The sequence below is a fragment of the Flavobacterium sp. GP15 genome (assembly GCF_014281985.1).
Lineage (GTDB): Bacteria > Bacteroidota > Bacteroidia > Flavobacteriales > Flavobacteriaceae > Flavobacterium > Flavobacterium pygoscelis.
The window spans coordinates 307624-331892 of sequence record NZ_JACFTC010000003.1 but is presented as its reverse complement, the minus strand read 5'-3'; the positions used below and the strand labels follow the sequence as shown (position 1 = coordinate 331892).

At 31.6% G+C, this 24269-nt stretch carries 24 protein-coding genes, 1 tRNA gene and 4 pseudogenes; 27 read left to right on the top strand and 2 right to left on the bottom strand.

Annotated elements, in window-relative coordinates:
* Nucleotides 1–279 precede the first annotated feature (279 nt).
* Together H2650_RS09430 and H2650_RS09425 are read left to right on the top strand one after the other, a co-directional pair.
* Nucleotides 280–3123: a PAS domain S-box protein gene (locus tag H2650_RS09430; RefSeq protein WP_188050546.1), complete on the top strand. Its 2844-nt coding sequence runs from the start codon at nucleotides 280–282 to the stop codon at nucleotides 3121–3123.
* Nucleotides 3120–3515, top strand: a complete 396-nt coding sequence (locus H2650_RS09425) for a response regulator (protein ID WP_188050545.1) — start codon at nucleotides 3120–3122, stop codon at nucleotides 3513–3515. The genes H2650_RS09430 and H2650_RS09425 overlap by 4 nt, the downstream gene beginning before the upstream one ends.
* A 23-nt stretch (nucleotides 3516–3538) precedes the next feature.
* On the opposite strand, the gene H2650_RS09420 is transcribed toward H2650_RS09425, so the two are convergent.
* Complete coding sequence (locus H2650_RS09420; protein WP_188050544.1) at nucleotides 3539–4084, bottom strand: hypothetical protein; 546 nt, start codon at nucleotides 4082–4084, stop codon at nucleotides 3539–3541.
* 91 nt (nucleotides 4085–4175) lie between these two features.
* Here H2650_RS09420 and H2650_RS09415 point away from each other — a divergent pair, with 91 nt between their 5' ends.
* From H2650_RS09415 to H2650_RS09395, 5 genes and pseudogenes are all read left to right on the top strand, one after another.
* A complete protein-coding gene (locus tag H2650_RS09415; protein WP_188050543.1) occupies nucleotides 4176–4421 on the top strand; it encodes a hypothetical protein in 246 nt (81 codons plus the stop codon).
* Between the two features lie 169 nt (nucleotides 4422–4590).
* On the top strand, nucleotides 4591–5031 hold the full coding sequence (locus tag H2650_RS09410; protein ID WP_188050542.1) for a KTSC domain-containing protein: 441 nt from the start codon (nucleotides 4591–4593) through the stop codon (nucleotides 5029–5031).
* A gap of 330 nt (nucleotides 5032–5361) precedes the next feature.
* Complete coding sequence (locus tag H2650_RS09405) at nucleotides 5362–6123, top strand: DUF4369 domain-containing protein (protein ID WP_188050541.1); 762 nt, start codon at nucleotides 5362–5364, stop codon at nucleotides 6121–6123.
* Nucleotides 6124–6141: 18 nt separating this feature from the next.
* Nucleotides 6142–6528: pseudogene (locus H2650_RS16015) on the top strand (peroxiredoxin family protein); the annotation flags it as partial.
* A 175-nt stretch (nucleotides 6529–6703) separates the two neighbouring features.
* Nucleotides 6704–6785 (top strand) — tRNA-Tyr (locus H2650_RS09395).
* A 33-nt stretch (nucleotides 6786–6818) separates the two neighbouring features.
* Here the strand turns inward: H2650_RS09395 and H2650_RS15785 are convergent.
* Nucleotides 6819–7100 (bottom strand): annotated as a pseudogene (locus H2650_RS15785) (transposase); the annotation flags it as partial.
* Nucleotides 7101–7486: 386 nt separating this feature from the next.
* Between H2650_RS15785 and H2650_RS09385 the strand changes: the two are divergent.
* From H2650_RS09385 to H2650_RS09295, 20 genes and pseudogenes are all read left to right on the top strand, one after another.
* Nucleotides 7487–7783 carry a DUF4298 domain-containing protein gene (locus H2650_RS09385; protein ID WP_188050540.1) on the top strand — a complete coding sequence of 99 codons (297 nt, stop codon included), beginning with the start codon at nucleotides 7487–7489 and terminating at the stop codon, nucleotides 7781–7783.
* An 83-nt stretch (nucleotides 7784–7866) separates the two neighbouring features.
* Complete coding sequence (locus H2650_RS09380) at nucleotides 7867–8112, top strand: hypothetical protein (protein WP_188050539.1); 246 nt, start codon at nucleotides 7867–7869, stop codon at nucleotides 8110–8112.
* A 105-nt stretch (nucleotides 8113–8217) separates the two neighbouring features.
* Nucleotides 8218–8442 (top strand): MliC family protein, encoded by a 225-nt coding sequence (locus H2650_RS09375; RefSeq protein WP_188050538.1) that lies wholly within the window; start codon nucleotides 8218–8220, stop codon nucleotides 8440–8442.
* Nucleotides 8443–8626: 184 nt separating this feature from the next.
* Nucleotides 8627–9196 (top strand): TMEM175 family protein, encoded by a 570-nt coding sequence (locus H2650_RS09370; RefSeq protein ID WP_188050596.1) that lies wholly within the window; start codon nucleotides 8627–8629, stop codon nucleotides 9194–9196.
* A gap of 41 nt (nucleotides 9197–9237) precedes the next feature.
* Entirely contained in the window at nucleotides 9238–10110 is an 873-nt protein-coding gene (locus tag H2650_RS09365; protein WP_188050537.1) for an AraC family transcriptional regulator, read from the top strand.
* Between the two features lie 270 nt (nucleotides 10111–10380).
* Nucleotides 10381–11094 carry a pirin family protein gene (locus H2650_RS09360; RefSeq protein ID WP_223151094.1) on the top strand — a complete coding sequence of 238 codons (714 nt, stop codon included), beginning with the start codon at nucleotides 10381–10383 and terminating at the stop codon, nucleotides 11092–11094.
* A gap of 90 nt (nucleotides 11095–11184) precedes the next feature.
* Nucleotides 11185–12700 (top strand): annotated as a pseudogene (locus tag H2650_RS09355) (catalase).
* Nucleotides 12701–12846: 146 nt separating this feature from the next.
* A pseudogene (locus H2650_RS09350) lies at nucleotides 12847–13656 on the top strand (SDR family oxidoreductase).
* Between the two features lie 23 nt (nucleotides 13657–13679).
* Nucleotides 13680–14234, top strand: a complete 555-nt coding sequence (locus tag H2650_RS09345) for an NADPH-dependent FMN reductase (RefSeq protein WP_188050535.1) — start codon at nucleotides 13680–13682, stop codon at nucleotides 14232–14234.
* Between the two features lie 11 nt (nucleotides 14235–14245).
* Nucleotides 14246–14992, top strand: a complete 747-nt coding sequence (locus H2650_RS09340) for an SDR family NAD(P)-dependent oxidoreductase (RefSeq protein ID WP_188050534.1) — start codon at nucleotides 14246–14248, stop codon at nucleotides 14990–14992.
* Nucleotides 14993–15051: 59 nt separating this feature from the next.
* The gene (locus H2650_RS09335) at nucleotides 15052–16299 is read left to right on the top strand and encodes an amidohydrolase family protein (protein ID WP_188050533.1); all 1248 of its coding nucleotides are present in this window, start codon (nucleotides 15052–15054) and stop codon (nucleotides 16297–16299) included.
* 451 nt (nucleotides 16300–16750) lie between these two features.
* On the top strand, nucleotides 16751–17680 hold the full coding sequence (locus tag H2650_RS09330; RefSeq protein ID WP_188050532.1) for a ClpXP adapter SpxH family protein: 930 nt from the start codon (nucleotides 16751–16753) through the stop codon (nucleotides 17678–17680).
* Nucleotides 17681–18029: 349 nt separating this feature from the next.
* The gene (locus H2650_RS09325; protein WP_188050531.1) at nucleotides 18030–18914 is read left to right on the top strand and encodes a pirin family protein; all 885 of its coding nucleotides are present in this window, start codon (nucleotides 18030–18032) and stop codon (nucleotides 18912–18914) included.
* A gap of 316 nt (nucleotides 18915–19230) precedes the next feature.
* Nucleotides 19231–19353, top strand: a complete 123-nt coding sequence (locus H2650_RS15880) for a hypothetical protein (protein ID WP_255462856.1) — start codon at nucleotides 19231–19233, stop codon at nucleotides 19351–19353.
* Nucleotides 19354–19566 (top strand): ATP-binding protein, encoded by a 213-nt coding sequence (locus tag H2650_RS16010; RefSeq protein ID WP_188050595.1) that lies wholly within the window; start codon nucleotides 19354–19356, stop codon nucleotides 19564–19566. It begins immediately after the preceding gene.
* A 717-nt stretch (nucleotides 19567–20283) separates the two neighbouring features.
* Nucleotides 20284–20778: a rhodanese-like domain-containing protein gene (locus H2650_RS09315; RefSeq protein ID WP_188050530.1), complete on the top strand. Its 495-nt coding sequence runs from the start codon at nucleotides 20284–20286 to the stop codon at nucleotides 20776–20778.
* Nucleotides 20768–21406, top strand: coding sequence for a TIGR04282 family arsenosugar biosynthesis glycosyltransferase (locus H2650_RS09310; protein ID WP_188050529.1), 639 nt, complete (start codon nucleotides 20768–20770; stop codon nucleotides 21404–21406). The genes H2650_RS09315 and H2650_RS09310 overlap by 11 nt, the downstream gene beginning before the upstream one ends.
* Before the next feature lie 2 nt (nucleotides 21407–21408).
* Nucleotides 21409–22278 (top strand): sterol desaturase family protein, encoded by an 870-nt coding sequence (locus H2650_RS09305; RefSeq protein WP_188050528.1) that lies wholly within the window; start codon nucleotides 21409–21411, stop codon nucleotides 22276–22278.
* Between the two features lie 52 nt (nucleotides 22279–22330).
* On the top strand, nucleotides 22331–23086 hold the full coding sequence (locus tag H2650_RS09300) for a DUF547 domain-containing protein (RefSeq protein ID WP_255462855.1): 756 nt from the start codon (nucleotides 22331–22333) through the stop codon (nucleotides 23084–23086).
* Between the two features lie 287 nt (nucleotides 23087–23373).
* Nucleotides 23374–24258 (top strand): hypothetical protein, encoded by an 885-nt coding sequence (locus H2650_RS09295; protein WP_188050527.1) that lies wholly within the window; start codon nucleotides 23374–23376, stop codon nucleotides 24256–24258.
* Nucleotides 24259–24269: the final 11 nt, after the last annotated feature.

Genomic DNA, 24269 nt, shown 5'->3' with positions numbered 1-24269 from the left:
TAAATTATAAACTCAGTTATTGTACTGAAATTTTTGGGCAAAGTTCGGCTTAATTATTAAATTTAAATTGGTTTTAATTTGATAAATTTTATTTTTTTTATTCTGTTGCAGTTATTTATGTTAACTTTAAAGAAATAAAGCAGTAAAATAATTATTGTTTTACTAAATGATTAGAAAAGAAGCAAAATAATTATAAATGATATTTTTATTTATTGTATTTTTTTTTATATTTATTTTTTTAACTAAATGTTGAAGTTTCCTAAATCCTACTGCTGCTAAATGGAATACCAAAAAAAACACAACATATTCATCAGATGGTTCTTTGACAGACCAAAAACTACAGGCATTATTACGTTCTTATTTTTGAGTTATATAGTTAGTTTTATTGTATTTCAGCAGTATAAAATAACCAAAGAGGATGATCAACGAGAAATGAATACAATTCTTCATGTTATTCGTCAAAATATAGAACAATCATTAAAAAACTGCTACACTGCAACTTTAACACTGGCGCTAACTATTGATGACCATGGTATTCCTAAGGATTTTGATTCTATAGGAAAATCATTAATTCGATCTAATTCTAATATCAGTACGGTACAATTGGTGCCAAAAGGAATTATAAAATACACTTATCCTATTAAAGGAAATGAGAGTGTAATGAATCTGAATATCTTAAAAGATCCTTATCTAAAAAAAGAGGCTTTAAAATCGATTCAAACTCAGAAAATGTATTTTGCAGGACCTCTAAAGTTAAAACAAGGAGGAATTGGAATTGTAGGAAGATTGCCTATTTTTGAGAACAACAAATTTTGGGGATTTTCAGCTGTGATAATAAAATTAGAGACGCTCTTAAAATCAGCAGGAGTTGATGGTATTGATAATTCTAAATATTACTTTCAATTTTCTAAATATAATACTGTTAACCAAAAAGAAACATTTTACCTTCCAAATGTAAGTGATTTTTCCAATCATTTCAATATTTCCTTAAAAATACCAGATGGCGATTGGAAATTATATATTATATCCAAAAAGCAGAATTACTTTCAGTACCAAATAATTATTCCAGGTATCATTGGATTTTTTTTAGCGGCGTTATTTGCATTTTTAATATTTAAATTATTAAGAGTTCCCCAAGAATTACAATCTTTAGTAAGTTTACAAGCCAATAAATTACTTAATTCTGAAATAAAATTTGAAGCTATTTTTGATCAAGCAGCGATAGGAATAGCTCACATTGACTCGTTTACAGGTAGATTTATCCAAGTAAATAATCAATATTGTCAATTATTAGGATATACGCAAAAAGAGATTAAGGAATTAAATTATCAAACATTGACTCATCCTGATGATTTGAGTGAAGATTTGATAAATATTGATAAACTTAGAGAAGGTATAACTAATAATTATGCAATAGAGAAGCGCTACATTACGAAATCAGGAAATATAATTTGGATTAATCTCACTGTTTCGCCACTTTTAAAGAAAGAAGGTAAAGTAATTAGCCATATTGCAATTATAGAAAATATTTCGTTAAAGAAGGAAGCAGAAGAATTAATTAAAAAAAGTGAAATCCGTTTTAAAAGTTTATTTGAAGAATACCCAATTGCTTTATGGGAAAAAGATTTCTCTGAAGTAAAAAACTATCTTGAAAAATTAAATCTTATTGGTGAAAATCCCGAAACCGTATTTTATTATTTGCAGGAACATCCAGAAGTGGTTAAAAAATGCATTTCATTAGTAAAAATCATTGATGTAAATTCGATGTGCTTAGAACTACATGACGTTAAAACAAAAGATGAGCTAACACAAGGCCTTACAAGTCTTATAGATGAAAAATATATCATTGATTTTAAGAAGCAAATTTTTGCCATAACACAAGGTGAAAATCAATTAATAACAGACACATTAATAAAAACATCAAAAGGAGAACTACGAGATGTAAAATTAAGATGGAGTGTAATTCGTGGTTATGAGGAATCTTTGGCTAGAACGATTGTTTCTACAGAAGATATTACGGTTCAGAAATACAACGAAAATATTATTCAAAAAGCACAACAAAGAATTGAATCATTAATTAACACAATTGATGGAATTGTGTGGGAATTTGACCTTAAAAGTGCTACGTATAATTTTGTAAGTCAAAAAGTAAAAAATCTCTTAGGATATATGCCTGAGGAATGGATTAATAATAAATCTTTTTGGCCTGATCACATACATCCCGATGATAAAGAATGGGTATTGAATTATATAAAAATACAAACAGATGCTAATTTGAATCATGATTTCGAATATAGAATGATTGCCAAAGATGGCTCTATAGTTTGGTTAAGAGATATTGTTCATATTGTTTTTGAAGATGGTAAACCAGTTAGTTTACGCGGTATTATGATTGACGTAACTAAAACAAAAGAAGCAGAAAAAGATTTAAATGCTTCGTTTGATTTAGTTTTAGAACAAAATAAAAGGTTGTTGAATTTTTCTTATATTATTTCGCATAATTTAAGATCACATACCAGCAATATTTCATCTATAGTTTCTTTGATGGAATCATCAGAGTCTGAAAAAGAAAGAAATGACATGATGACTTTACTCAAAACAGTATCCTGTTCGCTTGACGAAACCATGTTGCATCTCAACGAAGTAATAAACATTAGAACTAACATTAGTTTAGTATCAGAACCCCTGAACTTGCAAGATTATATTAATAGAGTTACTACTATATTATCAAAGCAAATTTCAAGTAATGAAGTTATTATTAAAACTAACATTCCTAAAAATACTTTAATCAATTATAATCCTGCTTATTTAGAGAGCATCTTGTACAATATTATTTCAAACTCCATTCGGTACAAACATCCTAATCGAAAACCTATTATTGTTATTAGTTTACTAATGGAAAATAATATAAAAATACTAGAAATTTCGGATAACGGAATAGGAATTGATCTTGATAAAAATGGCGATAAAGTTTTTGGGATGTATAAAACCTTTACTGATAATTTAGATTCAAAAGGTATTGGATTATTTATCACAAAAAATCAAGTGGATGCAATGGGAGGAACAATTACTGTAGAAAGTAAACTAAATATAGGAAGTACATTTAAAATTTATATTCAATGACAAAAAAATCAATTTGGGTAATTGACGATGATGTTATTTACCAAATTATTATCAACAAGATAATTCAACGATCAGAGATGTTTTCTAGTACTTCTTCCTTTAAAAATGGAAAAGAGGCAATTGATAGTTTAAATGATTCATTAAAAAATAATTCTGATTTACCGGATATAATATTATTAGACATAAACATGCCTATAATGGATGGGTGGGAATTTATGGAAGAAATGGGATTAATTAAACCAAAACTAAAAAAAGATATTATTGTTTACATCGTAAGCTCTTCTATAGCTATTGAAGATAAAAACAGATCCAAAACCTATGCAAACATATTGGGATACTTATCTAAACCTGTAACAGTAAACGACTTAGTTCTAATTGCATCCAGTGATTAAAAGTTCGAAGTTATAGTATTTTTTTAGCTGAACTGTTTTTTTATTTCTTCTAAAGTCTTATTGGTATAAATTAGATCATTAATGATTTTTTGTCTTAAAAGATCAATATCATCGCAATCAAAATACTTGGCCCAAGAAGTTAAATTTAATAGATTACGAACTTGTTTAATTCGTTTTGTAGTATCAGAACTAGTTCTTAAAATAGCTTTATTATTGTAAATAGGATTATTTTTATGTTGATAATTTGTCGTTTTTTTTACAAAATTCACTTCTAAATAATACAGTTCATCGATAGCATTATCAGGATAAAAATGATCCCAAGAAGCATATCCTAATTTAAATTTTGATTCCGTTTCTGGTTCTAAAGGCTCTAAACGCCATTTACTATTTGCCAGTCTTCCCCAATGATTAGACAAACGAAACATACCAGATTTAGTGTAATAATACGTACTTCCAGACTTACTGTTATACTGTATTTTTAAATGATTAATGGCATCCAAAGGCATTTCATCAAATACACAAAAAGTATTCTTAAACGAATTAGGACTTGGGCGAAAATCTTTTTCCATGTTACAAAGGTAATCAGAAAGAGTAAATCATAGTTAGACAAACAATATTTCATTAACTTTGCCACCAAGAATTATTTTAAACAAATTGATTATGACTAAAGCTTCTGAAGAAAGAATGTTGCAAAAAGGGGTTTACACCGGAATAATGGAAAAAGATGAAAACAACAACTTTTTTTGTGGTGAATATCTATTAGACTATAGAATGGCTACCAAATATGCTGTTGGAGAATGGATTACAATAAAATCTATCATTGAAAATCCAAGTGACATCAGTTATAATAAATATCCAAAGAAATCAAAAAATTTCGATAAAGCGAATAATAAGCCGCAACAATAAGTTTTATTTAATTTCTTACTTTTAAAATCTTGTAAAATAGACTTTTTTATTAAAAATTATTTGGCATAAACCAAAAAATTAAAAAAAAGTGTACCTTTGCAAAAAATTTGTCGATTTTGAAATCAAATTATATTGATTTTATAGTAAAAGACAAGTAGTTACCTTATTTATGAAAAAAATAGTTGAATACCGCAAACTGCTTAATGTAGACAAAACTGCAGAGCTTAAAGATTTGAAAACCATTTATCGCAATGCGATGAAAGAAGCACATCCTGATAAATTTCAGGGAGATGAAGCTGGATTAAAAGCAGCAGAAGAAAACAGTAAAAAAATTATTGAAGCCTACCACTTTTTAGTAAGCATCAATCCAGAAACTACAAAACTGAACTTACCTGAATATACTGAAACTATATCAACTTCAACTATTTCAGATTATAAGTTTGTTGAAGGTAGATTAATCATTAATTTTTCAAATGGTAGTGTTTATGAATACATTAGTGTTCCTAAAGCAACCTATGTAAAAATGGTTAATGCTGATTCTCCTGGAAGATTTGCAAAAAGACACATTTTAAATTCTTTTACTTGGAGAAAAACAATCAATCAAGATTAATTCTCTTTTAAAAGTATAAAAATAGTAAAGCATCCTTATCGGGATGCTTTTTTTATGTTTGAAATTTACAGATTTAAATTAGTTATAAAAATAGTATCTAAATTAATTCTACTACCCTACTCTATATAAAACTAAATATGAATTGATGTTATTGAATGAATTACAAAAACATTTAACAACTTTAAAAAATCTAATTACAGAATAATGTAAAACCCTAAAAAACAATACTTAAGTCATAGTAAATTATAACAAAATTTTAGGCTCAAAAATCATTTGAATTTTGATAAATTTAAATACTTTTGCACACTTAACTCAATTAACTAATTAATAATGAAAAAAATAATTTTATTGCTTTCGGCAGCTGTAGTTTTAATCGCTTGTAGCAAAGTTGGTAAAGACGAATACATCATTACAGGAACTGCAACAGGAATTGAAAATGGTAAAACAATCATCTTAGAAACACAAGATGAAAGCGGTATGGGATTACTAGCTAAAGATACTGTAAAAGTTGAAAATGGTAAATTTGAAATGAAAGGTAAAATTACTGAGCCTGCATTTTACATGATTCAATTAGAAGGTGCTCAAGCAAAAATTCCTTTGATACTTGAAAATGGTGAGGTAAAAATCACGATTGACAAAGATAGTATTCAAAATTCTAAAGTTACCGGTACCTATAATAATGATGAGTATACTTCATTTGTTGCCGAAACTACTAAGATCCAAAAGAAATTAATGGATTTTCAAAATAAAAACATGCAAGCTATGAATGCTGCTCAACAATCTAAAGATACTGTGGTAATCAATGGTTTGATGAAAGAATTCAATAAACTGCAAGAAGAAGTGAGTGTTACTTCAAAAGCTAAATATGTAACTTATGCTGAAACGCACCCAAAATCTTTTATTTCTGCTTTGATTATTCAAGGGATGTTAAATGATCCAACAGCAGATGTTGCAAAATCTGAAAAATTATACAATAGTTTAGAAGAGTCATTGAAAAATACTAAACCAGGTAAAGCAATAAAAGCAAAATTAACTGAACTAAAAGCACCTACAGGTGTTGGAGCATCTGCACCAACAACTGACGGTAAATGAAGAGCAGATTTTTCAGCTCCTAATCCAGAAGGTAAAGTAATTTCACTTAAGGAAAGTTTAGGGAAAGTAACAATAGTAGATTTTTGGGCATCTTGGTGTGGACCATGTCGTCAAGAAAACCCAAACGTTGTTGCAATTTACAAAGAATTACATGCTAAAGGTCTTAACATTATTGGAGTATCCTTAGATAAAGATGCTGCCAAATGGAAAGAAGCTATCGCTAAAGATGGATTAACTTGGACACAAGTTTCTAATCTAAAATTTTGGGATGAACCAATAGCAAAACAATATCATGTAGAATCTATTCCTGCTACTTTTATTCTTGATGCATCAGGACATGTAGTAGCAAAAGATTTAAGAGGTGATGAATTAAGAGCAAAAATAATCGAACTTTTAGCGAAATAAAAGCTCCATTTAATACAAAAATAAAAAATCTCCCTAGTGGAGATTTTTTTATTTTATTCAATACCAATACGTTAAAAATAATAGTAAAATTAAGTGTAAAATAAGTTTGCAGAAACAAAAACTGTTTCTATATTTGCACCGCTAACAACAAGCAATTGTTGTACTCAAAGGCTTAGGGGAGATACTCAAGCGGCCAACGAGGGCAGACTGTAAATCTGCTGACTACGTCTTCGTAGGTTCGAATCCTACTCTCCCCACAAAATTTATCTTGCCTAAAAATCTTTTGATTTTTAGGCTTTTTTGTTTTTGTACTTTTCTAAGCTTTTATAAAATGTTGAAAATTTTGGATTATACCGAAAACCTGTGAAGTATAAAAAAGAGGCATAGATGTTAGTTAGCCTAAAAAGGAAAAACGCTATGTTGCTTACTCCTCTAAATTGAAATCTAAAAGCTTTTATTTTAGTATTTAAAGATTCCGCTGAAGCATTGGTGCTTTTGTTATCAAAATAGTTTAAGATTGTTTGATAATGATTCTGTATTGATCTAGATATTATATTAAATGATTTAAACTCAGCTTGAGCTACCTTTTAATGCCATTTAGCTAATTTGCTCAGATCGTAAATTTTATCGGTATTATTCTAAATAATATTTCTTAAGTCATAACATAGCTGGTATGTTTTTTTAATATCAAGAAATAATTTAAATAAGAATCTAGCTCTTTTAGTTTGGTTCTATTGCTATTTTATATTTTTATTTGATGCTCATGATATCACTTCGCTAATTTCAGACCATTTTGATTTGTTTTTATATAGTATACAGCCGCTTTTAGCTAGCAGTTTCTTAACGGAATCGCCGTTTGATAGTATTTTGTATTCTAATTTAGTTTTTGTGGATTTAGCTTTTCTAAAGTGTCCTTATATTTGTAGTTTACAATATCAACCTATTTATTTTAAAACAGATGAGTGAACTAACCGATCGTGTTACCAAAATGGAAAATATTCTGGACGAATTGACTTTGCTTGTAGAAAATTCCAACAAAGCACTCAATGATTTAGAAGGAAGCGTGGAAAAGCTCAACGAGCTTAAAGTGTATTACAAAAAACAATATATGTTGGATTTTCAGGTTGATGAACGTGGTGAAATTCCAAAAGATTTAAAACGTGGTGTTTTGAGCGAAGATTTAGTCCACATTCTGCTAACCGATCTTTTTGAACTGTCGCATAAGATGAAAAAATTAAGCAAAGTAATAAGATAGCTTTTATTTTTAAATTTTAAATAATCTAAAATTTTTAGAACAGTTATTGAAATACAACTATCAAAATTAAAACTATATATAAAATGAAAAAACAAATTTTGACTTTCGCAATGTTGACCGCATTAATAGTTACTTCTTGTAAGGAAAAAACTCAAAAAGACGAGAGCGTGGTTACAACAGAAGCGGTAGAAGTTAAAAATGAAGACGTTGTTACATCGACTTTGTCCAACAAAGAAGGCAAACAATTAGAAATGAAATTTGACAATAGCAATGGTACTGCCACAATCAATTTTGACGGTGAGACCAGCGAATTAAAAGCCCAACGATAAGGTTCTGGCATTTAGTATAAAAATGAACAATTCGAACTGAGAGGAAAAGGAAACGATATAGAACTTACAAAAGATGGTAAACTCGTTTTTGAACACAAAGACGAAATGGGTTCACAATCCTTAAAAGATAAAAACGGACAAACTTTAGATTTGACGTTCAACAATACTGAAAATACCGTAAAAGCGTATTTAAACGGTGGTGAACAAATTGATTTGGTTGGCGAAAAACCAGCTTCGGGAATTTGGTATAAAAATGACCAATACGAATTGAGAGGAAAAGGCGATCACCTTACTTTGACAAAAGACGGTAAAACGGTTTTTGAGAATTAAATAAAATAGGATTTGTCTGAAGCCAAGTTTATGGGTAATCAGATGGATGGACTTATAATTTTAGCGGTTAGAAAGACACTTTGTTTTTCTAACCGTTTTTTTATGCACCATCGACATAGATGTTGTTTATAATTCAGAAATTACTAAATTCGCTTTTCTCTTTCACGTAATTTCTTTCTTCAAAATAACAACAAACAGACTAGAAGCTTTTAGCGACGGCGTTTTGGCAATTATCATTACTATTATGGTATTGGAACTCAAAGCTCCTGTTGACACGGATTTGAACTCTTTACTTGCAAAAACGCCTGTTTTTATCAGTTATATTTTCAGTTTCATTTACGTTGGAATTTATTGGAATAACCATCATCACCTCTTTCAAATTACCGAAAAAGTAAACGGTAAAATTCTGTGGGCCAATTTGCATCTCCTCATTTGGCTTTCCCTTATTCCATTTACCACGGCTTGGATTGGAGAAAATTATACAAATCTTTTGCCTGTCATGGCTTATGGCGTAGTATTGCTTTTTTGTGCGATAGCGTACTTTATTTTACAAGCCATAATTATAAAATTCCACGACGACCAATTTGCTTTAAGACAAGTTATTGGTTCAGATCGAAAAGGAAAAATATCAATGGCATTGTACCTCTTGGGAATTGCATCCGCATTTATTTTTCCGTGGGTAGCTTTAATTTTCTACGGAATCGTTGCTATAATGTGGCTGGTTCCCGACCGAAGAATTGAAACAAAAGTATAATTAATACCCACCTCCTTTTAAGATTCTAATTAAAGCTAGTAATGACTGCCGTAAAAACCTATAAAAGCATAAATAGTAACCAAGAAAATCTTCATTTTAGTATTGCTAAAATGCAGGATATTTACAAGCTTCGAAACGGTAAAGTAGATGAACCACATAGGCATAATTTCTATTCTGTTTTAATTATCAATAAAGCAAAAGGTATTCATAAAATAGATTTTAATTCCTATGAATTGTCTGAAAATCAAATCTTTTTTATTGCTCCAGGACAAGTACATCAAGTAATTGAGAAAGAAAAATCTGAGGGGTTTTCGATGACCTTTTCTAACCAGTTTTTAGTTGAAAACTCCATTCCAATCTCATTTATAGAAAGCTTAAACCTATTTCAAAATTACGGACAAAGTCCACCGTTACAACTAGAAAGCAAAGATTTTGAAAGCATCGAAAATTTCGCCAATGAAATAGTCGAACTATTTGATAGTAATGCTGCAATGAAATTTTTATCCATTGGCTCGTTTTTAAAATTAATACTAATTGCATGCAATACTTGTTGTGCAATCAATCCCATGGAATCGGATATTGCTATTTCCGGAGCTTCTTTAATTCGGAATTTTAAAAATGCGGTAAACCAAAATTTCAAAAAAGAACATTCAACCAGCTTTTATGCCAGTCAGCTTTTTATTAGTCCGGATCATTTGAATCGAACATTTAAAGCCAAAGTAGGCAAAACTGCCAAAGAATTTATTCAAGCACGAATCATTACAGAAGCTAAAAGACTCCTCTTTTTCAGCAGTTTAACCAATAAAGAAATTGCCTACCAATTGGGGTTTAACGAACCTGCCAATTTTAGTGCTTTTTTTAAAAAACACACCAAGTTATCTCCTTCTCACTTCAAGAAACGAGAAATTAAATAGGCACATTTCTATAAAAATCGGAAATTCATACGTTTACACTCCATTTTCATATTCCAGACTTGAAATAAGAAAGCCATCTTTGTAGTACTAACAAACGGCAAAATTATGGATCGTAAGAAATTCTTAAAAAATATTCTTCTTACAGGTGTAGCAGGAACCATTGCACCTCAAATCATAAAAAAAGCAGAACAAACAGTTATCGCATCTACTTATGATCGATTGATGGAACAAGTAGGATTCAATCATTTGACCAATAAAAACATAAAAACTATGAATACAGTTATTCACAAAGCAGCTACGAGAGGAAATGCAAATCACGGATGGCTTAACTCTTATCATACTTTTAGCTTTGTCAATTATAACAATCCTGAACGAATGAACTTTGGCTTATTACGGGTTTTGAACGATGATAGTGTACAAGGCGGAATGGGTTTTGGCACACATCCACATGATAATATGGAAATTATTTCAATTCCTTTAGAAGGTGATTTGGAACACAAAGACAGCATGGGAAACATTACAGTAATCAAGCAAGGCGATGTACAAGCTATGAGTGCTGGAACGGGAGTTACCCATTCTGAATACAACAAAAACGGTGATAAAGAGGTAAAATTCTTGCAGATTTGGATTTTCCCAAACAAAAAAAATGTAACACCAAAATACGATCAGATTTCACTAAAAGATATTGCAAAAGAAAATGAGTTCTATCAAATTCTTTCGCCAAATAAAGACGATCAAGGTGTTTGGATACATCAAGATGCTTGGTTTCACCTTGGTCAATTCACAAAAGTAACTAGCGAGACGTATAAGATAAAGAAAGAAGGTAACGGAGTGTATGCTTTTATTTTAGAAGGAGAAGCTACAATTAACGATCAACCACTGTCAAAAAGAGATGGAATGGGGATTTGGAATACCGACTCCATTCAAATTAAGGCAAATCCAGAAGTAAGGATATTGTTGATGGAAGTTCCAATGACCCGATAAGTAGTTTTTATAAAAATTGCGGTAATTGATTTAGTAAATCAATAATTTCGTAAATTAACGTTCTAAATTTCTTTTTAAAAAACAACACAAATTACGGTAGATAAAAAGAAACTTAAAAGACAGTCGTGAGCTCCTGGAGACGACAATCAAAATGTACAAACGGCAGGAACTCGCGGCCCGATGTTAATGCAAGATGCTTGGTTTCTGGAAAAAATGGCCAACTTTGATCGAGAAGTAATCCCAGAGCGAAGAATGCATGCTAAAGGTTCGGGTGCTTTTGGAACATTTACTGTTACGCACGATATTTCGCAGTATACAAGAGCCAAAATATTTAGTGAAATCGGTAAAAAAAACGGAAATGTTCAGTCGGTTTTCAACAGTAGCAGGAGAACGTGGAGCAGCCGATGCCGAACGAGATATTAGAGGTTTTGCATTGAAATTTTACACCGAAGAAGGTATTTGGGATTTAGTAGGAAATAATACGCCAGTGTTTTTCTTTCGCGATCCAATGAAGTTTCCCGATTTGAATCATGCGGTGAAAAGAGATCCTAAAACCAACTTACGAAGTGCAAACAATAACTGGGATTTTTGGACTTTACTGCCTGAATCTTTACACCAAATAACCATCACAATGAGTGATCGTGGGATTCCAAAAGGATATCGTCACATGCACGGTTTTGGAAGTCATACCTATAGTTTCATTAATAAAAATAATGAGAGAAATTGGGTAAAATTTCACTTCGTTACACAGCAAGGCATCGAAAACTTATCGGATGAAGAAGCGATGAAAATAGTAGGTTCGGATAGAGAATCGTCACAACGAGATCTTTTTGATGCTATTGAAAGAAATGATTTTCCAAAATGGAAAATGTTCATTCAGGTTATGACAGAAGATCAAGCTAAAACCTACCGCTTCCACCCATACGATTTAACAAAAGTGTGGTCTAAAAAAGATTTTCCACTAATTCCAGTGGGAGAATTTGAGTTGAATCGAAATCCAGAGAATTATTTCCAAGATGTCGAACAAGCTGCTTTTAATCCAACCAATATTGTTCCTGGGATTGGATTTTCGCCAGACAAAATGCTACAAGGAAGACTCTTTTCTTACGGCGATGCACAACGTTATCGTTTAGGTGTCAACCATTTTCAAATTCCGGTAAATAAACCAACTTGTCCCTACAATTCTTTTCATCGTGATGGTGCCATGAGAGTAGATGGAAATTATGGTGGAGCCAGACATTATGAACCAAACAGTTTTGGCGAATGGCAAGAACAACCCGATGCGAAAGAACCGCCATTAGAATTAAACGGAGATGCTTATGCTCATAATTTTAGAGATGACGACGAAGATTACTTCACGCAACCCGGTAATTTATTCCGAATCATTAAAGCAGATGGAAAAGCAAATTTATTGTTTGCCAATACTGCAGCACAAGTGGGTGGTGCGGAAAAATTTATCCAAATTCGCCACATTAGAAACTGCTTTAAAGCCGATCCGGAATATGGAGAAGGTGTGGCAAAAGCGTTGAATTTGACCATGGAAGAAGTAAATAACTTTGACCTGACGCCATACAATCGTTGGGCACCAAAGCCAACAAACGGATAATATAAATAATGAAAATTAAAAACCAATGCCTTAATGATTAGCAAATTCAATAATTAGTACAAGGTTTCTAAAGTATTTATCCAACCTAGTTCTGCTTGAACTGCGAAAATTTAGAGTTAATTATAAATTCATATAAAATAGTAAAAATGAAAGAAGATAAAAAGTTGATAGTGATAACAGGTGGAGCTGGAGGAATAGGTCAAGCTTGTGCAAGAGCATTTAAAAACCAACCTATAATTATCACCGATTATTCACAAGATCATGTCGATGAAACCGTACAATCTTTTGAAAAAGAAGGATTTGATGTGGCAGGTATTGCTTGTGACATCACCGATAAAAACGACATTGAAAAACTAACCAAATTTGTTTCCCAAAAAGGTCAATTAAAAGCTTTTGTTCATACCGCTGGTGTCAGTGGAACCGTAAAAGATTTGAAAAAAGTGTACAGCATTGACTTAATTGCAACTGAACTTTTAGTAGATGCGTTTTTCGACATTGCGAAAAAAGATTCAGCAGCTATATTACTTTCGTCAATGATGGCGCATTCGGTTCCTCCAAATCCTGAATATGATGACGCTTTGGCTAATCCGCAGTCTTCAGGTTCTTTTGAGACGGTTAGTAAGTTTGTCAAAGATTCCGACACCATGTACAATTTTGCCAAAAGAGGTGTTCAATTGTTGACACACAAACACGCTGATAAGTGGGGACAAAAAGGGGCGCGAATTGTTTCCGTTTCTCCCGGAGTAATTGAAACTCCTATGGCATTAAAAGCCGCAGAAGAGCATCCCGAACGTATGGAAGCGATTTGAAAAGCCACACCGATGCAGCGAAACGGACAAGCAGAAGACGTTGCCAACGTAGTGTATTTCCTAGCCAGTGATGCAGCAAGTTTTATTACAAGCACTGATATTTTAGTGGACGGTGGAGTGATTCACAACATTAAAAAAATGAAATAAAAATTAATTTAAAAAAGAGATATATGAAAAAATTTAAAATTGGCGTACTCGTAGGAAGTCTTCGCAAAGAATCATTCAACTTGAAAACCGCAAAAGTGTTGATGGAAGTTGCCCCACAATCATTAGAATTGGAATTAATTGACATTTCAAATATCCCAATGTTCAACCAAGATTTAGAAGGAACACCGCCAGAAGAATGGACGACTTTAAGAGAAGCTGTAAAAGCGGTTGACGGACTTATTTTTGTAACGCCTGAATACAATCGTTCGGTTCCCGCTGTCTTAAAAAACGCAATTGATGTGGGTTCTCGTCCTTATGGAAAAAATGTTTGGACAGAAAAACCAGGTGCTGTAGTAAGTGTTTCTACAGGAAATATCAGCGGATTTGGAGCTAACCATCATTTGAGACAATCATTGGCTTTTGTCAATGTTCCTACAATGGCTCAACCCGAAGCTTATATTGGTGGAGCAGCAGATCTTTTTGATGAAAAAGGTAATTTAAAAAACGATTCAACTAAAAAGTTTCTAACCACGTTTATGGAAGCTTTTGAAAAATGGGTTCAAACTATTGTAAAGTAATAACTATTATAATGAAAAATTTAACAGGTAAAGTAATAATCGTAACTGGCGGAGCAGCAGGAATTGGAGGAGCTATAACATCTGAATTAACAGAAAGAGGAGCCTTTGTTGTAGCAGTAGATTTAAATGAAGAGGCTGGAAAGAAAAAGGTAGCTTCCAATCCAGATCAGATAGCATTCCTAAATGGCGATATCTCGAAAGAATCCGTAGCAAAAGAGGCGGTGGCATTAGCCATTTCTAAATTTGGCAAATTGACAAGTTTAGTAAATAATGCACACGCTTCACGTCAAAAACCATTATTGGAACTTACCGAAGCTGATTGGGCACTATCCATGGACACTGGTTTAAAAGGTACTTTAAATTTCATGAAGGCGGCTTATTCAGAGCTTAAAAAAAATAATGGAGCAATTGTGAATTTTGGTTCTGGAGCAGGATTATTGGGTCAAAAAAATCAAGGAAGTTACGCTGCAGCAAAAGAAGCTATTAGGGGATTATCTCGTGTGGCAGCAAATGAATGGGCAGGAGATGGCATTCGTGTAAATGTCGTTTGTCCATTAGCATTTACTGAGGGTGTTAAACAATGGAAAGAAAATTTTCCTGAACAATATGAAGAGATTGTTAGTAAAAACCCGATGCAACGTTTTGGAGACCCTCAAAAAGATGTCGCACCAATTGTCGCTTTTTTATTAAGTGATGACAGTCAATATATGACAGGTCAAACACTTATGGCAGATGGTGGAGACATAAAATTAAGATAGATTAAATAGGTAGTAAGATATTGGCAGTAAATCAATTATTAACGTAAAATAAATCAAACATGAAAAAGAAGTTTTTTAATGCAAAAATTTATCGCAACGACACTGCTACTGAAATGATTGTGGAAAACGGAAAAATCATACACATTGGCACTAATTTGCCAAAATGTGACGAAGAAATTGACCTTAACGGGAAGCTTGTGATGCCTCCTTATGTTGATCCGCACTTGCATTTGGATTATGTTTATACTTTATCGGAACTTGGACAAGAAGGAGCTGGTTCTGGAACTCTATTTGAAGCCATTAAACTATGGCCACAATTCAAAAAAACATTAACTGTTGAAAGTGTGAAAAGATTGGCAATGAAGGGAATTAAAGATGAAGTTTCACAAGGTGTACAACACATTCGAACTCACATTGATGTTACTGATCCCAACTTTACGGCACTAAAAGCGATGCTGGAATTGAAAGCAGAATTAAGAGATATTGTTGACATACAAATTGTGGCTTTTCCACAAGAAGGGATGTACATGTATAAAGGGGGACGCGATTTAGTGGAAGAAGCACTCAAAATGGGAGCTGATGTTGTAGGTGGAATTCCGCATTATGAACCTGCAAGGGAATTTGGCGAAAAATCCATTCACGATATCGTAAAAATGGCTATGAAATACGATAAACTGATTGATGTGCATTGTGATGAAACAGATGATCCCCACTCCCGATTTGTAGAATTATTAAATGGACTCGTTTACATGGAAGATTACGGAAGTAAAACTACCGCAAGTCATACGTGTTCCTTTGGTTCGGCAGATGATTCGTATGCGTTTAGAATGTTAGATATATTCCAAAAAACAAAATTAAACTTTATAGCCTGTCCAACCGAGAATGCCTATTTGCAAGGTCGTCAAGACACGTATCCAAAACGCCGTGGACTAACGCGAGTGAAAGAATTTATAGAATACGGAATTAATGTTGCTTTTGCTCAAGATTCCATCAATGACCCTTGGTATCCAATGGGTAATGGTAATATGATGAATATTCTTGATAATGGAATTCACTTGGCTCAAATTATGTCTTCGGAAGACGTAAAAACAAATTTCGACTTAATTACTTACAATGGAGCTCGTTGTTTAAATATTCAAGACAGTTATGGTTTAGAGGTAGGTAAAGCTGCGAATTTCATTGTTTTAAATGAAAGCTCGGTTTATGAAGCAATGCGAAAAAGAGTCGATGTCTTGGCATCTGTACGTAATGGAAATTTCTTATTCCGTCGAAAAGAGATGGCGTACGATATTCCATTAAGTCTTTAATCATAATCAAAGTACTTCACATTGGTTGTTTCAGAACAATTGAACTACTTAATGTGAAATACTTTAAAAACTATAATTACCTAAAATCAAAGTTATGACTAAAGAGTATAGTGTTTAAAAAGCCAAAAGCGTTTTTCCTTGGCTGATTATGATGTCCTCTGTAACTTTCGTAGGAATATTATCAGAGTTGATGCCTTCCGGCGTGTTGCCATTAATCATGGATTATTTGAATATAGTGCAGTGCAGACTGGAAATTTGGTTGAAGTCTGTACTAGTTGAACAACTTAAAAAAACAAAGCCGTTAGAATAAGCACTAAAATAAACATGGAGGAATTTGCTACTTCTGAAAAAGTCAATAAAGAAAAGCATGGTGTTAAAGTAAAATTTCTTTAAATTACAAATAAATTTGTTAAGCTTGACCGCTTTGCAAGATCAATTAAAAACTAAAAATATGAGTACTGAAACGAATAAAGTCAATCCGCTTTTATGCGATATCGAAACCGGTATGTGCGAAATTGGATCAGATACGACCGATAACACAACTAAAAACACACAACAATCGACAGCAAAACGCGTAAAACTGGTTTATTATACCGATCCAATTTGCTCCTCTTGTTGGGGAATTGAACCGCAATTGCGTAAATTGAAATTAGAATACGGCGATGCCATCGATATTGATTACCGCATGGGTGGTTTATTACCCGACTGGAGTTACAACAGCGGCGGTATTGGAAAACCATCAGATGTTGCAACCCATTGGGACGAAGTCAGTGCTTATTATGACATGCCTATTGACGGCGATTTATGGTTGGAAGACCCGCTAGATTCCTCCTATCCGCCATCGATTGCTTTTAAAGCAGCTCAAATGCAAGACGAGGAAAAAGCGGTGCTATTTATGCGTGAAATGAGAGAAATGGTTTTCCTGAATAAGAAAAACATTGCTAAATGGGAACATATTGCAACTGCAGCTCAAAACGTAGGATTGGACGCTGACCAATTAAAATCAGATTTTGAAAATGATGCGAAGAAGCGATTTGAAGAAGACTTGCAATTAGGAAGAACACTTGGAGTTCGAGGGTTTCCTACAATTTTCTTCTTTGACGAAAACGGCACCAAAGAAACGGTTCATGGTTCAAAACCCTATGCTTTTTATGAAATGGCGATTCTGAAGTTAAAACCAAATGCGGTAAAAAAAGAATACCGTAAAGATTGGGAAACGCTTTTTGCAAAATATCCTTCGCTTACAGCAAAAGAATTTTCGGAACTATCTGGAAATCCAAGAGTGGAAAGCGAAAAAATGTTGAATGAACTTTCAAATAAAGCGATATTAGATAAAGTAACCACAAAGAATGGTTCGATGTGGAAAATATTGAAATCTTAAGTTATCGTATCTTTAAGTTTTAAAAATCATTTAGGAAAAATATACCAAATCGGCAGAAGTCATCAACGGTCTTCCTTTGAAGGGTAAACGCACAATTTTAATATTGAACAGTATTGCATCATTTGTCTAGGAAAAAATGTAGAACTAAATCCAGACGATTTTGAAATCGATAAAATTATACGTTTTCAAGAAATGTGAGATGGGAATAACAAAAGTTTAATCTATGCCATTTCTGCGATCCACTAAGATCTAAAAGGCTTTTCAATTAATGCGTACGGAATGTATCTAAATACGGCATTGGTTAAACTAATTACCAAACTAAAAAAACATTAAAAAATATTTAAGCACTATGTCAAATATCCAATTAATAATAGAAGAACGAGCTGCCACGATTGGGAAATTTATGGTGGGACGCTTATTGCCTTTTCGACAAAAAAGGATGGTTGGGCCTTTCATTTACATCGACCACATGGGGCCGGTAAAATTGAATGAAAGAGAAAACTTTGATGTTTTGCCCCATCCACACATTGGATTATCAACATTAACATTTTTATTTGAAGGCAGCATAATGCATCGCGATACTTTAGGAAACAATGTTGAAGTAAAACCAGGAGCTGTAAACTGGATGACTGCGGGAAAAGGGATTGTTCACTCTGAAAGAACGCCAGAATATTTGCGAGAATCAGAATTATTTATGCACGGTTTGCAAATCTGGGTAGCATTACCCAAGCATTTAGAACAGATGGAGCCCGCTTTTTCGCATATTGAAGAAAGCGAAATACCATCATGGACTGAAGGTGATTTACAATTTAAACTGGTAGCCGGTGAAGCTTTTGATAAAAAATCGCCCGTTCCCGTATTTAGTAAATTGTTTATGATTGAAATAAAGAGTAAATCAAAACAATCAGTCAATATTGGTCATCATCTTTACGGAGAGGCTGGTATGTATATTTTAGAAGGAGCTATTGAAAGTGAAGGTAATCTCTACGGTCCAAAACAATTATTAGTGGCAAATGAAAGTACACTTTGCGAATTTACCATTCATGAAAACACTTCGATTTATATTTTTGGTGGTGAAACTTTTGCTGAAGAACGCTTTATCGACTGGAATTTTGTCTCTTCATCTAAAGAGCTAATTGAAATCGCCAAGAACAAATGGAAAGAACAATTGTTTCCAAAAATTCAAGGAGAAGAAGATGAGTTTATTCCTTATCCAAGTTTACCTAGAAAATAAAACCGAAATACTTAGGATTTTTAGGGGATGATGCAAGTTCATCATACATTAAAAAAAATTGATTCAAATGCTGTTGACTGTGATCTATATCAGGTTGCTTCAACAGTATTTATTTTTTTTTCTAAAAAATCAATAATAACATTGTTGTTCCGACTTCATCATTTCGCTTCTAAGTGCTGATGGATATGCAATAAAAGGAAGAGTTTAAATTAAGCGATATTTTTGTAAATATTTGATTGATTTTTTAAATTCATTTTTATCCTATATTTCAAATCCGAATTTTTTATTGTATTCGATTTCAATCTATTCAAAAAACATGAAGTTTCATTTATTCTTTTGGATTCCGATTATACTACAATTAGAAAGAAAAGATCTAATAATACTTGACGATTTTGGAATGCAGTCATTAGATGCACATAACCGAATTACACTTTTATAAATCATTGAACACAGGCATAATAATGGTTCTATAATCTTAATATCACAAATACCACTGCAGGGTTGGTATGATATTATTGGAGAGAAAACCATAGTTCATGCTATTTTAGATAGACTCATTCATCAGTCACACCGGCTTGAACTAATTGGAGAATCCATGAGGAAGAAAAGAGGCATAAGCAAACAATATTATTTAGGTATTTTGCCAATTTAACTTTTACAGTAAATAATTACTACTAGAAATAGTTATTCACTGAACAATTTAGTTTAAAATTTATCATTTAGAAAACAACTTTGAACTATGCTTATAATGAATAATTTTTCCTTTTTTTTATAAAACTTATTACTTTTGTTAACTATATAAACTTTTGAAAGTGAAATAATTAGTGTGCCTGTTCTTAAATAGTATCTTTTACCTCTTGTAAGTACTAGAAAAATAATAAAGTTAACGGTACCTCTTTGTCCGTAATCAAAAATTTGCGAAAAAATTTTTAGGCTTTTTTGTTTTTGTATTCTTCTGAGCTTTTATAATATATTGAAAAATTCTCTAAACACATTTTATATCTGAAATTAAAATTTACTATTCAAATTATCTCTGTAATTCTAAAAGATAATAGAATAATAAAATGTGATAGTAGATTAGCCTGAATTTTTCCAACAATAAAGAAACAATTCTTTTTCTAAAAACGATTTCATAATCCTATAGATTAATAATTCCTCCTTAAAAAATTTATTCAATTTATAAATTAAACAAATCTCATTATCAATTCTTTATTGTAATTTTTTAGAAATATCATATTTTTAAAGAACTAATTTTATGTTTTCTACGTAAATACCTTTAATCACTCATTTATATTGGATTAAAATAGTCCGCAACAACTAAATAAGTTTTAAAACATTTAATAAAGTATTTACCTTTAAAAAAAATAACATGCGAATTTATCTCTCTATTTTTATTTGTATTTTTTCGATAGGAATTCAGGCTCAAGGCAATATTCCTAAAGCGCTTAAAGAACTGAATAAAGAAACAGTTCCATATATCATGGTAAATGAATTAAAAGGGAAAAAAAATATGGTTTTCCTTGATGCAAGAGAAGTAAATGAATTTAAAGTAAGCCATATCAAGGGAGCAATTTGGGTAGGATATGATCGCTTTAAAGCAAAACCTATTGTTAAAAAAATTAGAAATAAGAAAACCAACATAGTCGTATATTGTTCTATTGGGGTTCGGAGTGAGAGAATTGGAGAAAAATTACAAAAATTAGGGTATAAAAATGTATACAATCTTTTTGGTGGAATTTTTGAATACAAGAATTCTGGTGGAAAAGTGGTGAATTCAAAAAACATAGAAACAGATAGTGTGCACACTTACAATAAAGAATGGAGCGCTTATTTAAATAAAGGAATAAAAATATATGAAGACTAATGCCTTACTTATTTTTACTAGAAATCCAGAAATTGGGAAAGTAAAAACAAGACTCGCAAAAACAATTGGTGATCAAAATGCTTTGACTGTGTACAATGATTTGCTCAATCATACTAAAAATGTAACTGAACATGCAGATTGTGATAAATTTGTTTTTTATGACAGTCATGTAAGTAAAAATGATTTGTGGCCGGAATCAATTTATCAAAAAAAGCTACAAATTGAGGGTGATTTAGGCCAACGAATGCAAATTGCTTTTGATAGTCTTTTTGAAATGGGCTACGAAAGATGTATCATTGTAGGCAGTGACTTATTTGACTTAACAAAATCTATCATTGAAAACGCTTTTAAACAACTAAACACTTATGACGTTGCTATAGGACCGGCCGAAGATGGTGGTTATTATTTGTTAGGATTAAAGAAAAAAAATGATACTGTTTTTATAAATAAAAAATGGGGCACTGATAGCGTGTATGAAGCGACAATAAAAGATTTAGAGCATTTTAAAATTGCCATTTTACCAACATTGAATGATATTGATACTTTTGAAGATTTAGAACGGAGCGGATATGATTGTAAAAATATCAAGATTAATACAAATGCAGAAATATCAAGTAAAGAAGTATAAAAATGGATAAATACATTGCTATTTTAATAAATTCCTATAGTGGTTATTTCGATTATCTAAAAAACGAAGTATTGTACTGGAAATGGGATAATTATTTCTACGGATTAATCGCTATTTCTGTTACAGTTTGGTTGCTTGAAATTTTGTTTCCATGGAGAAAAAATCAAGCTATTTTCCGAAAAGATTTTTGGCTGGATTTATTTTACTTGTTTTTTAATTTTTTCTTACTCAATCTCATTTTATTAATAGCGCTATCAAACATCACTGAGCAGTTTATCAATGATTTATTGCATTTCTTTGGATTCGAACTAACATCTATTCGGCTCCTATCAATATCTAAACTTCCTCAACCAATTTCGTTACTATTATTTTTTGTTATTAGTGATTTTATTCAATGGAATGTACACCGCCTTTTGCATACAATTCCGTTCTTGTGGAAAATTCATAAAACTCATCACAGTGTCAAAGAAATGGGTTTTGCTGCTCATTTTAGATACAATTGGATGGAACCACTGGTTTACAAAGTCCTACTTTACATACCCATTATTTTGATAGGTGGAATAAATCTTCAAGATGTGTTTATTGTACATTTTATATCAATTGCAATTGGACATCTAAATCATGCTAATATTGGCTGGGATTATGGTGTTTTTAAATATATTTTTAATAATCCTAAAATGCACATTTGGCATCACAGTAAAAAAATACCAAATAAAAATGGGGTCAATTTTGGAATTTCATTAAGCATTTGGGATTACCTTTTTAAAACCAATTATATTCCGAATGATGGTAGAGATATTGAACTTGGTTTTGATGATGATGATAAATTTCCAGAGGATTTTATAAAGCAAGAACTTTTTCCATTACAATAACAAATTCTAATTGGCACAAGCCTAATTACTAAAAATTAACTTTAAATAAAATATGAAAAAATACCTAATTATACTGATCCTTTTACCAATGATTTCTTGTGGGAAAAATAAAGAGCAGGTAAAACTTACTTCAACTTCTACTGTATCAGAAAAAGTACTTGATGAGGCTACAGATCATAATAAGTGGAATGCACTTTTGCAAAAAAATGTATCAAAAGATGGAACAGTAAATTATAAAGCTTTTCAAAAAGATGGTAAAGAGTTACAATCTTACCTAGATGAATTATCCGCTAGAGTTCCCAATAGATCTTGGTCAAGAAATGCAACTTTGGCTTATTGGATTAACACTTACAATGCTTTTACTGTTAAATTAATTTTAGATAATATGCCCATAAAAAGTATTAAAGAAATCAATAATCCTTGGGGTAAAAAATTCATTTCTTTAGCTAATAAAAAATATAGTTTAGAAGAAATCGAACATGAAATTTTACGAAAAATGGATGAACCTAGAATACATTTCGCTATTAACTGCGCCTCGTTTTCTTGTCCAAACTTGTTGAATAGCGCTTACACGGAAACAAAATTGGAACAACAACTTAATACCGTAGCAAAAAGTTTTATTAATGATAAAAGTAAAAATAGCATCACAGCTAATAAAATTGAAATTTCTAAAATATTTGATTGGTTTGCAGGTGATTTTAAAAAAGAGGGTTCTGTTATTTCATTCTTAAATCAATATTCTTCTATTAAAATAAATCCTAAAGCAAAATTAAATTACAAAGACTACAATTGGAGTTTGAATGATTAAATTATCAATACTAATTCCGTGTTTTAATAAAGTTTATTATAACAATAAATCAGTAGAAGATTTTGAAAGTAAGTCCTTTGATAAAAAATAACTGGAGATAAATATTATACTTCAAGTACAATGTGATTTGATTGTTTAAACTGTACAAAAATTTACAAAATTAATAAGTTTAAAATACTAAAAATCAATACGTTAAAAAATAATTTAAAAAATTTTATATTTTTTTAAAACCATAATTAATCTTTTTTCGTAAATCAATTTAAATTAAACAAAAACACATTATTATCATGATTAAAAAACAATTACTATTCATTTTAGCTGTAACAACATTTGGATATGTTAACACAGCTCATTCTCAGAGTCCAATTAGTGGATTCATGCAAGGAAAAGGCAAGGGAAATGTTTCTCTTTCTTTTAGTTCAGAAAAATATGATGAGGTTTATTTTATTCCAGAAAAAGTAAAAGGCGTTCCTGTTTTTAACGAAACAAAAATCACAAGTACTTCTATTTATGCCACTTATGGAATTAGTGACCAAGTTGATGTAGTTTTAGTATTACCTTACGTAACAGCAAAAGGGAATGCGACGCCAGAAGTTTTAACAAATTTAAATTTAGAAAACGAAAGAAAAGGTTTTCAAGATGTTTCAGTTTTTGTTAAATACAGTCCGTTTTATTTTGATTTTGGTTCTTCTTCGTTACGCTTAATTGGAGCTTTAGGATTAAAAACACCATTAGGCAACTACAAAGTTGAAGAAGGATTCCAATCAATTATTGCCATTGGAAATAGAAGTACAACAGTTAGTACAACTGGTATGGCAATGTACAAAATGAATTCAGGAATTTTTGCATCGGCGCAGTTAGCTGGAAATTACGCTTCAAATGATGTTCCTAACTCTTACGCTACAGAACTTAAAGTAGGTTATGCAGCAAGATTATTTTACGGGGACGCTTTTATAGCGAATCAAAAATCAACTGGTGGTGTAGATATTTTTGGACAAGGTTTTACAGGCTTTTTCCCAATTACAAAAGTAAATTATACCAAAATAGGTTTAAATTTATATACTCCTGTATATAAAGATCTAGGTGTTTCTGTTGGAGCTAGTACATTGGTAGCTGGTAGAAATATTGGTAATTCGACAGGTTATTACGGTGGTATAGTTTACAAATTTTAAAAAAATATAAA

Bases quoted from the DNA above. Each gene is read 5' to 3' on its own strand.
- H2650_RS09365 (WP_188050537.1), top strand. From the start codon at position 9,238: ATGACTGCCGTAAAAACCTATAAAAGCATAAATAGTAACCAAGAAAAT.
- H2650_RS09380 (WP_188050539.1), top strand. From the start codon at position 7,867: ATGAAAAAACAAATTTTGACTTTCGCAATGTTGACCGCATTAATAGTT.
- H2650_RS09410 (WP_188050542.1), top strand. From the start codon at position 4,591: ATGAAAAAAATAGTTGAATACCGCAAACTGCTTAATGTAGACAAAACT.
- H2650_RS09430 (WP_188050546.1), top strand. From the start codon at position 280: ATGGAATACCAAAAAAAACACAACATATTCATCAGATGGTTCTTTGAC.
- H2650_RS09330 (WP_188050532.1), top strand. From the start codon at position 16,751: ATGAGTACTGAAACGAATAAAGTCAATCCGCTTTTATGCGATATCGAA.
- H2650_RS09385 (WP_188050540.1), top strand. From the start codon at position 7,487: ATGAGTGAACTAACCGATCGTGTTACCAAAATGGAAAATATTCTGGAC.
- H2650_RS09420 (WP_188050544.1), bottom strand. From the start codon at position 4,084: ATGGAAAAAGATTTTCGCCCAAGTCCTAATTCGTTTAAGAATACTTTT.
- H2650_RS09310 (WP_188050529.1), top strand. From the start codon at position 20,768: ATGAAGACTAATGCCTTACTTATTTTTACTAGAAATCCAGAAATTGGG.
- H2650_RS09375 (WP_188050538.1), top strand. From the start codon at position 8,218: ATGGGTTCACAATCCTTAAAAGATAAAAACGGACAAACTTTAGATTTG.
- H2650_RS09405 (WP_188050541.1), top strand. From the start codon at position 5,362: ATGAAAAAAATAATTTTATTGCTTTCGGCAGCTGTAGTTTTAATCGCT.
- H2650_RS09425 (WP_188050545.1), top strand. From the start codon at position 3,120: ATGACAAAAAAATCAATTTGGGTAATTGACGATGATGTTATTTACCAA.
- H2650_RS09315 (WP_188050530.1), top strand. From the start codon at position 20,284: ATGCGAATTTATCTCTCTATTTTTATTTGTATTTTTTCGATAGGAATT.
- H2650_RS09360 (WP_223151094.1), top strand. From the start codon at position 10,381: ATGAATACAGTTATTCACAAAGCAGCTACGAGAGGAAATGCAAATCAC.
- H2650_RS09300 (WP_255462855.1), top strand. From the start codon at position 22,331: ATGAAAAAATACCTAATTATACTGATCCTTTTACCAATGATTTCTTGT.
- H2650_RS09415 (WP_188050543.1), top strand. From the start codon at position 4,176: ATGACTAAAGCTTCTGAAGAAAGAATGTTGCAAAAAGGGGTTTACACC.
- H2650_RS09335 (WP_188050533.1), top strand. From the start codon at position 15,052: ATGAAAAAGAAGTTTTTTAATGCAAAAATTTATCGCAACGACACTGCT.
- H2650_RS15880 (WP_255462856.1), top strand. From the start codon at position 19,231: ATGAAGTTTCATTTATTCTTTTGGATTCCGATTATACTACAATTAGAA.
- H2650_RS09340 (WP_188050534.1), top strand. From the start codon at position 14,246: ATGAAAAATTTAACAGGTAAAGTAATAATCGTAACTGGCGGAGCAGCA.
- H2650_RS09325 (WP_188050531.1), top strand. From the start codon at position 18,030: ATGTCAAATATCCAATTAATAATAGAAGAACGAGCTGCCACGATTGGG.
- H2650_RS09295 (WP_188050527.1), top strand. From the start codon at position 23,374: ATGATTAAAAAACAATTACTATTCATTTTAGCTGTAACAACATTTGGA.
- H2650_RS09345 (WP_188050535.1), top strand. From the start codon at position 13,680: ATGAAAAAATTTAAAATTGGCGTACTCGTAGGAAGTCTTCGCAAAGAA.
- H2650_RS09305 (WP_188050528.1), top strand. From the start codon at position 21,409: ATGGATAAATACATTGCTATTTTAATAAATTCCTATAGTGGTTATTTC.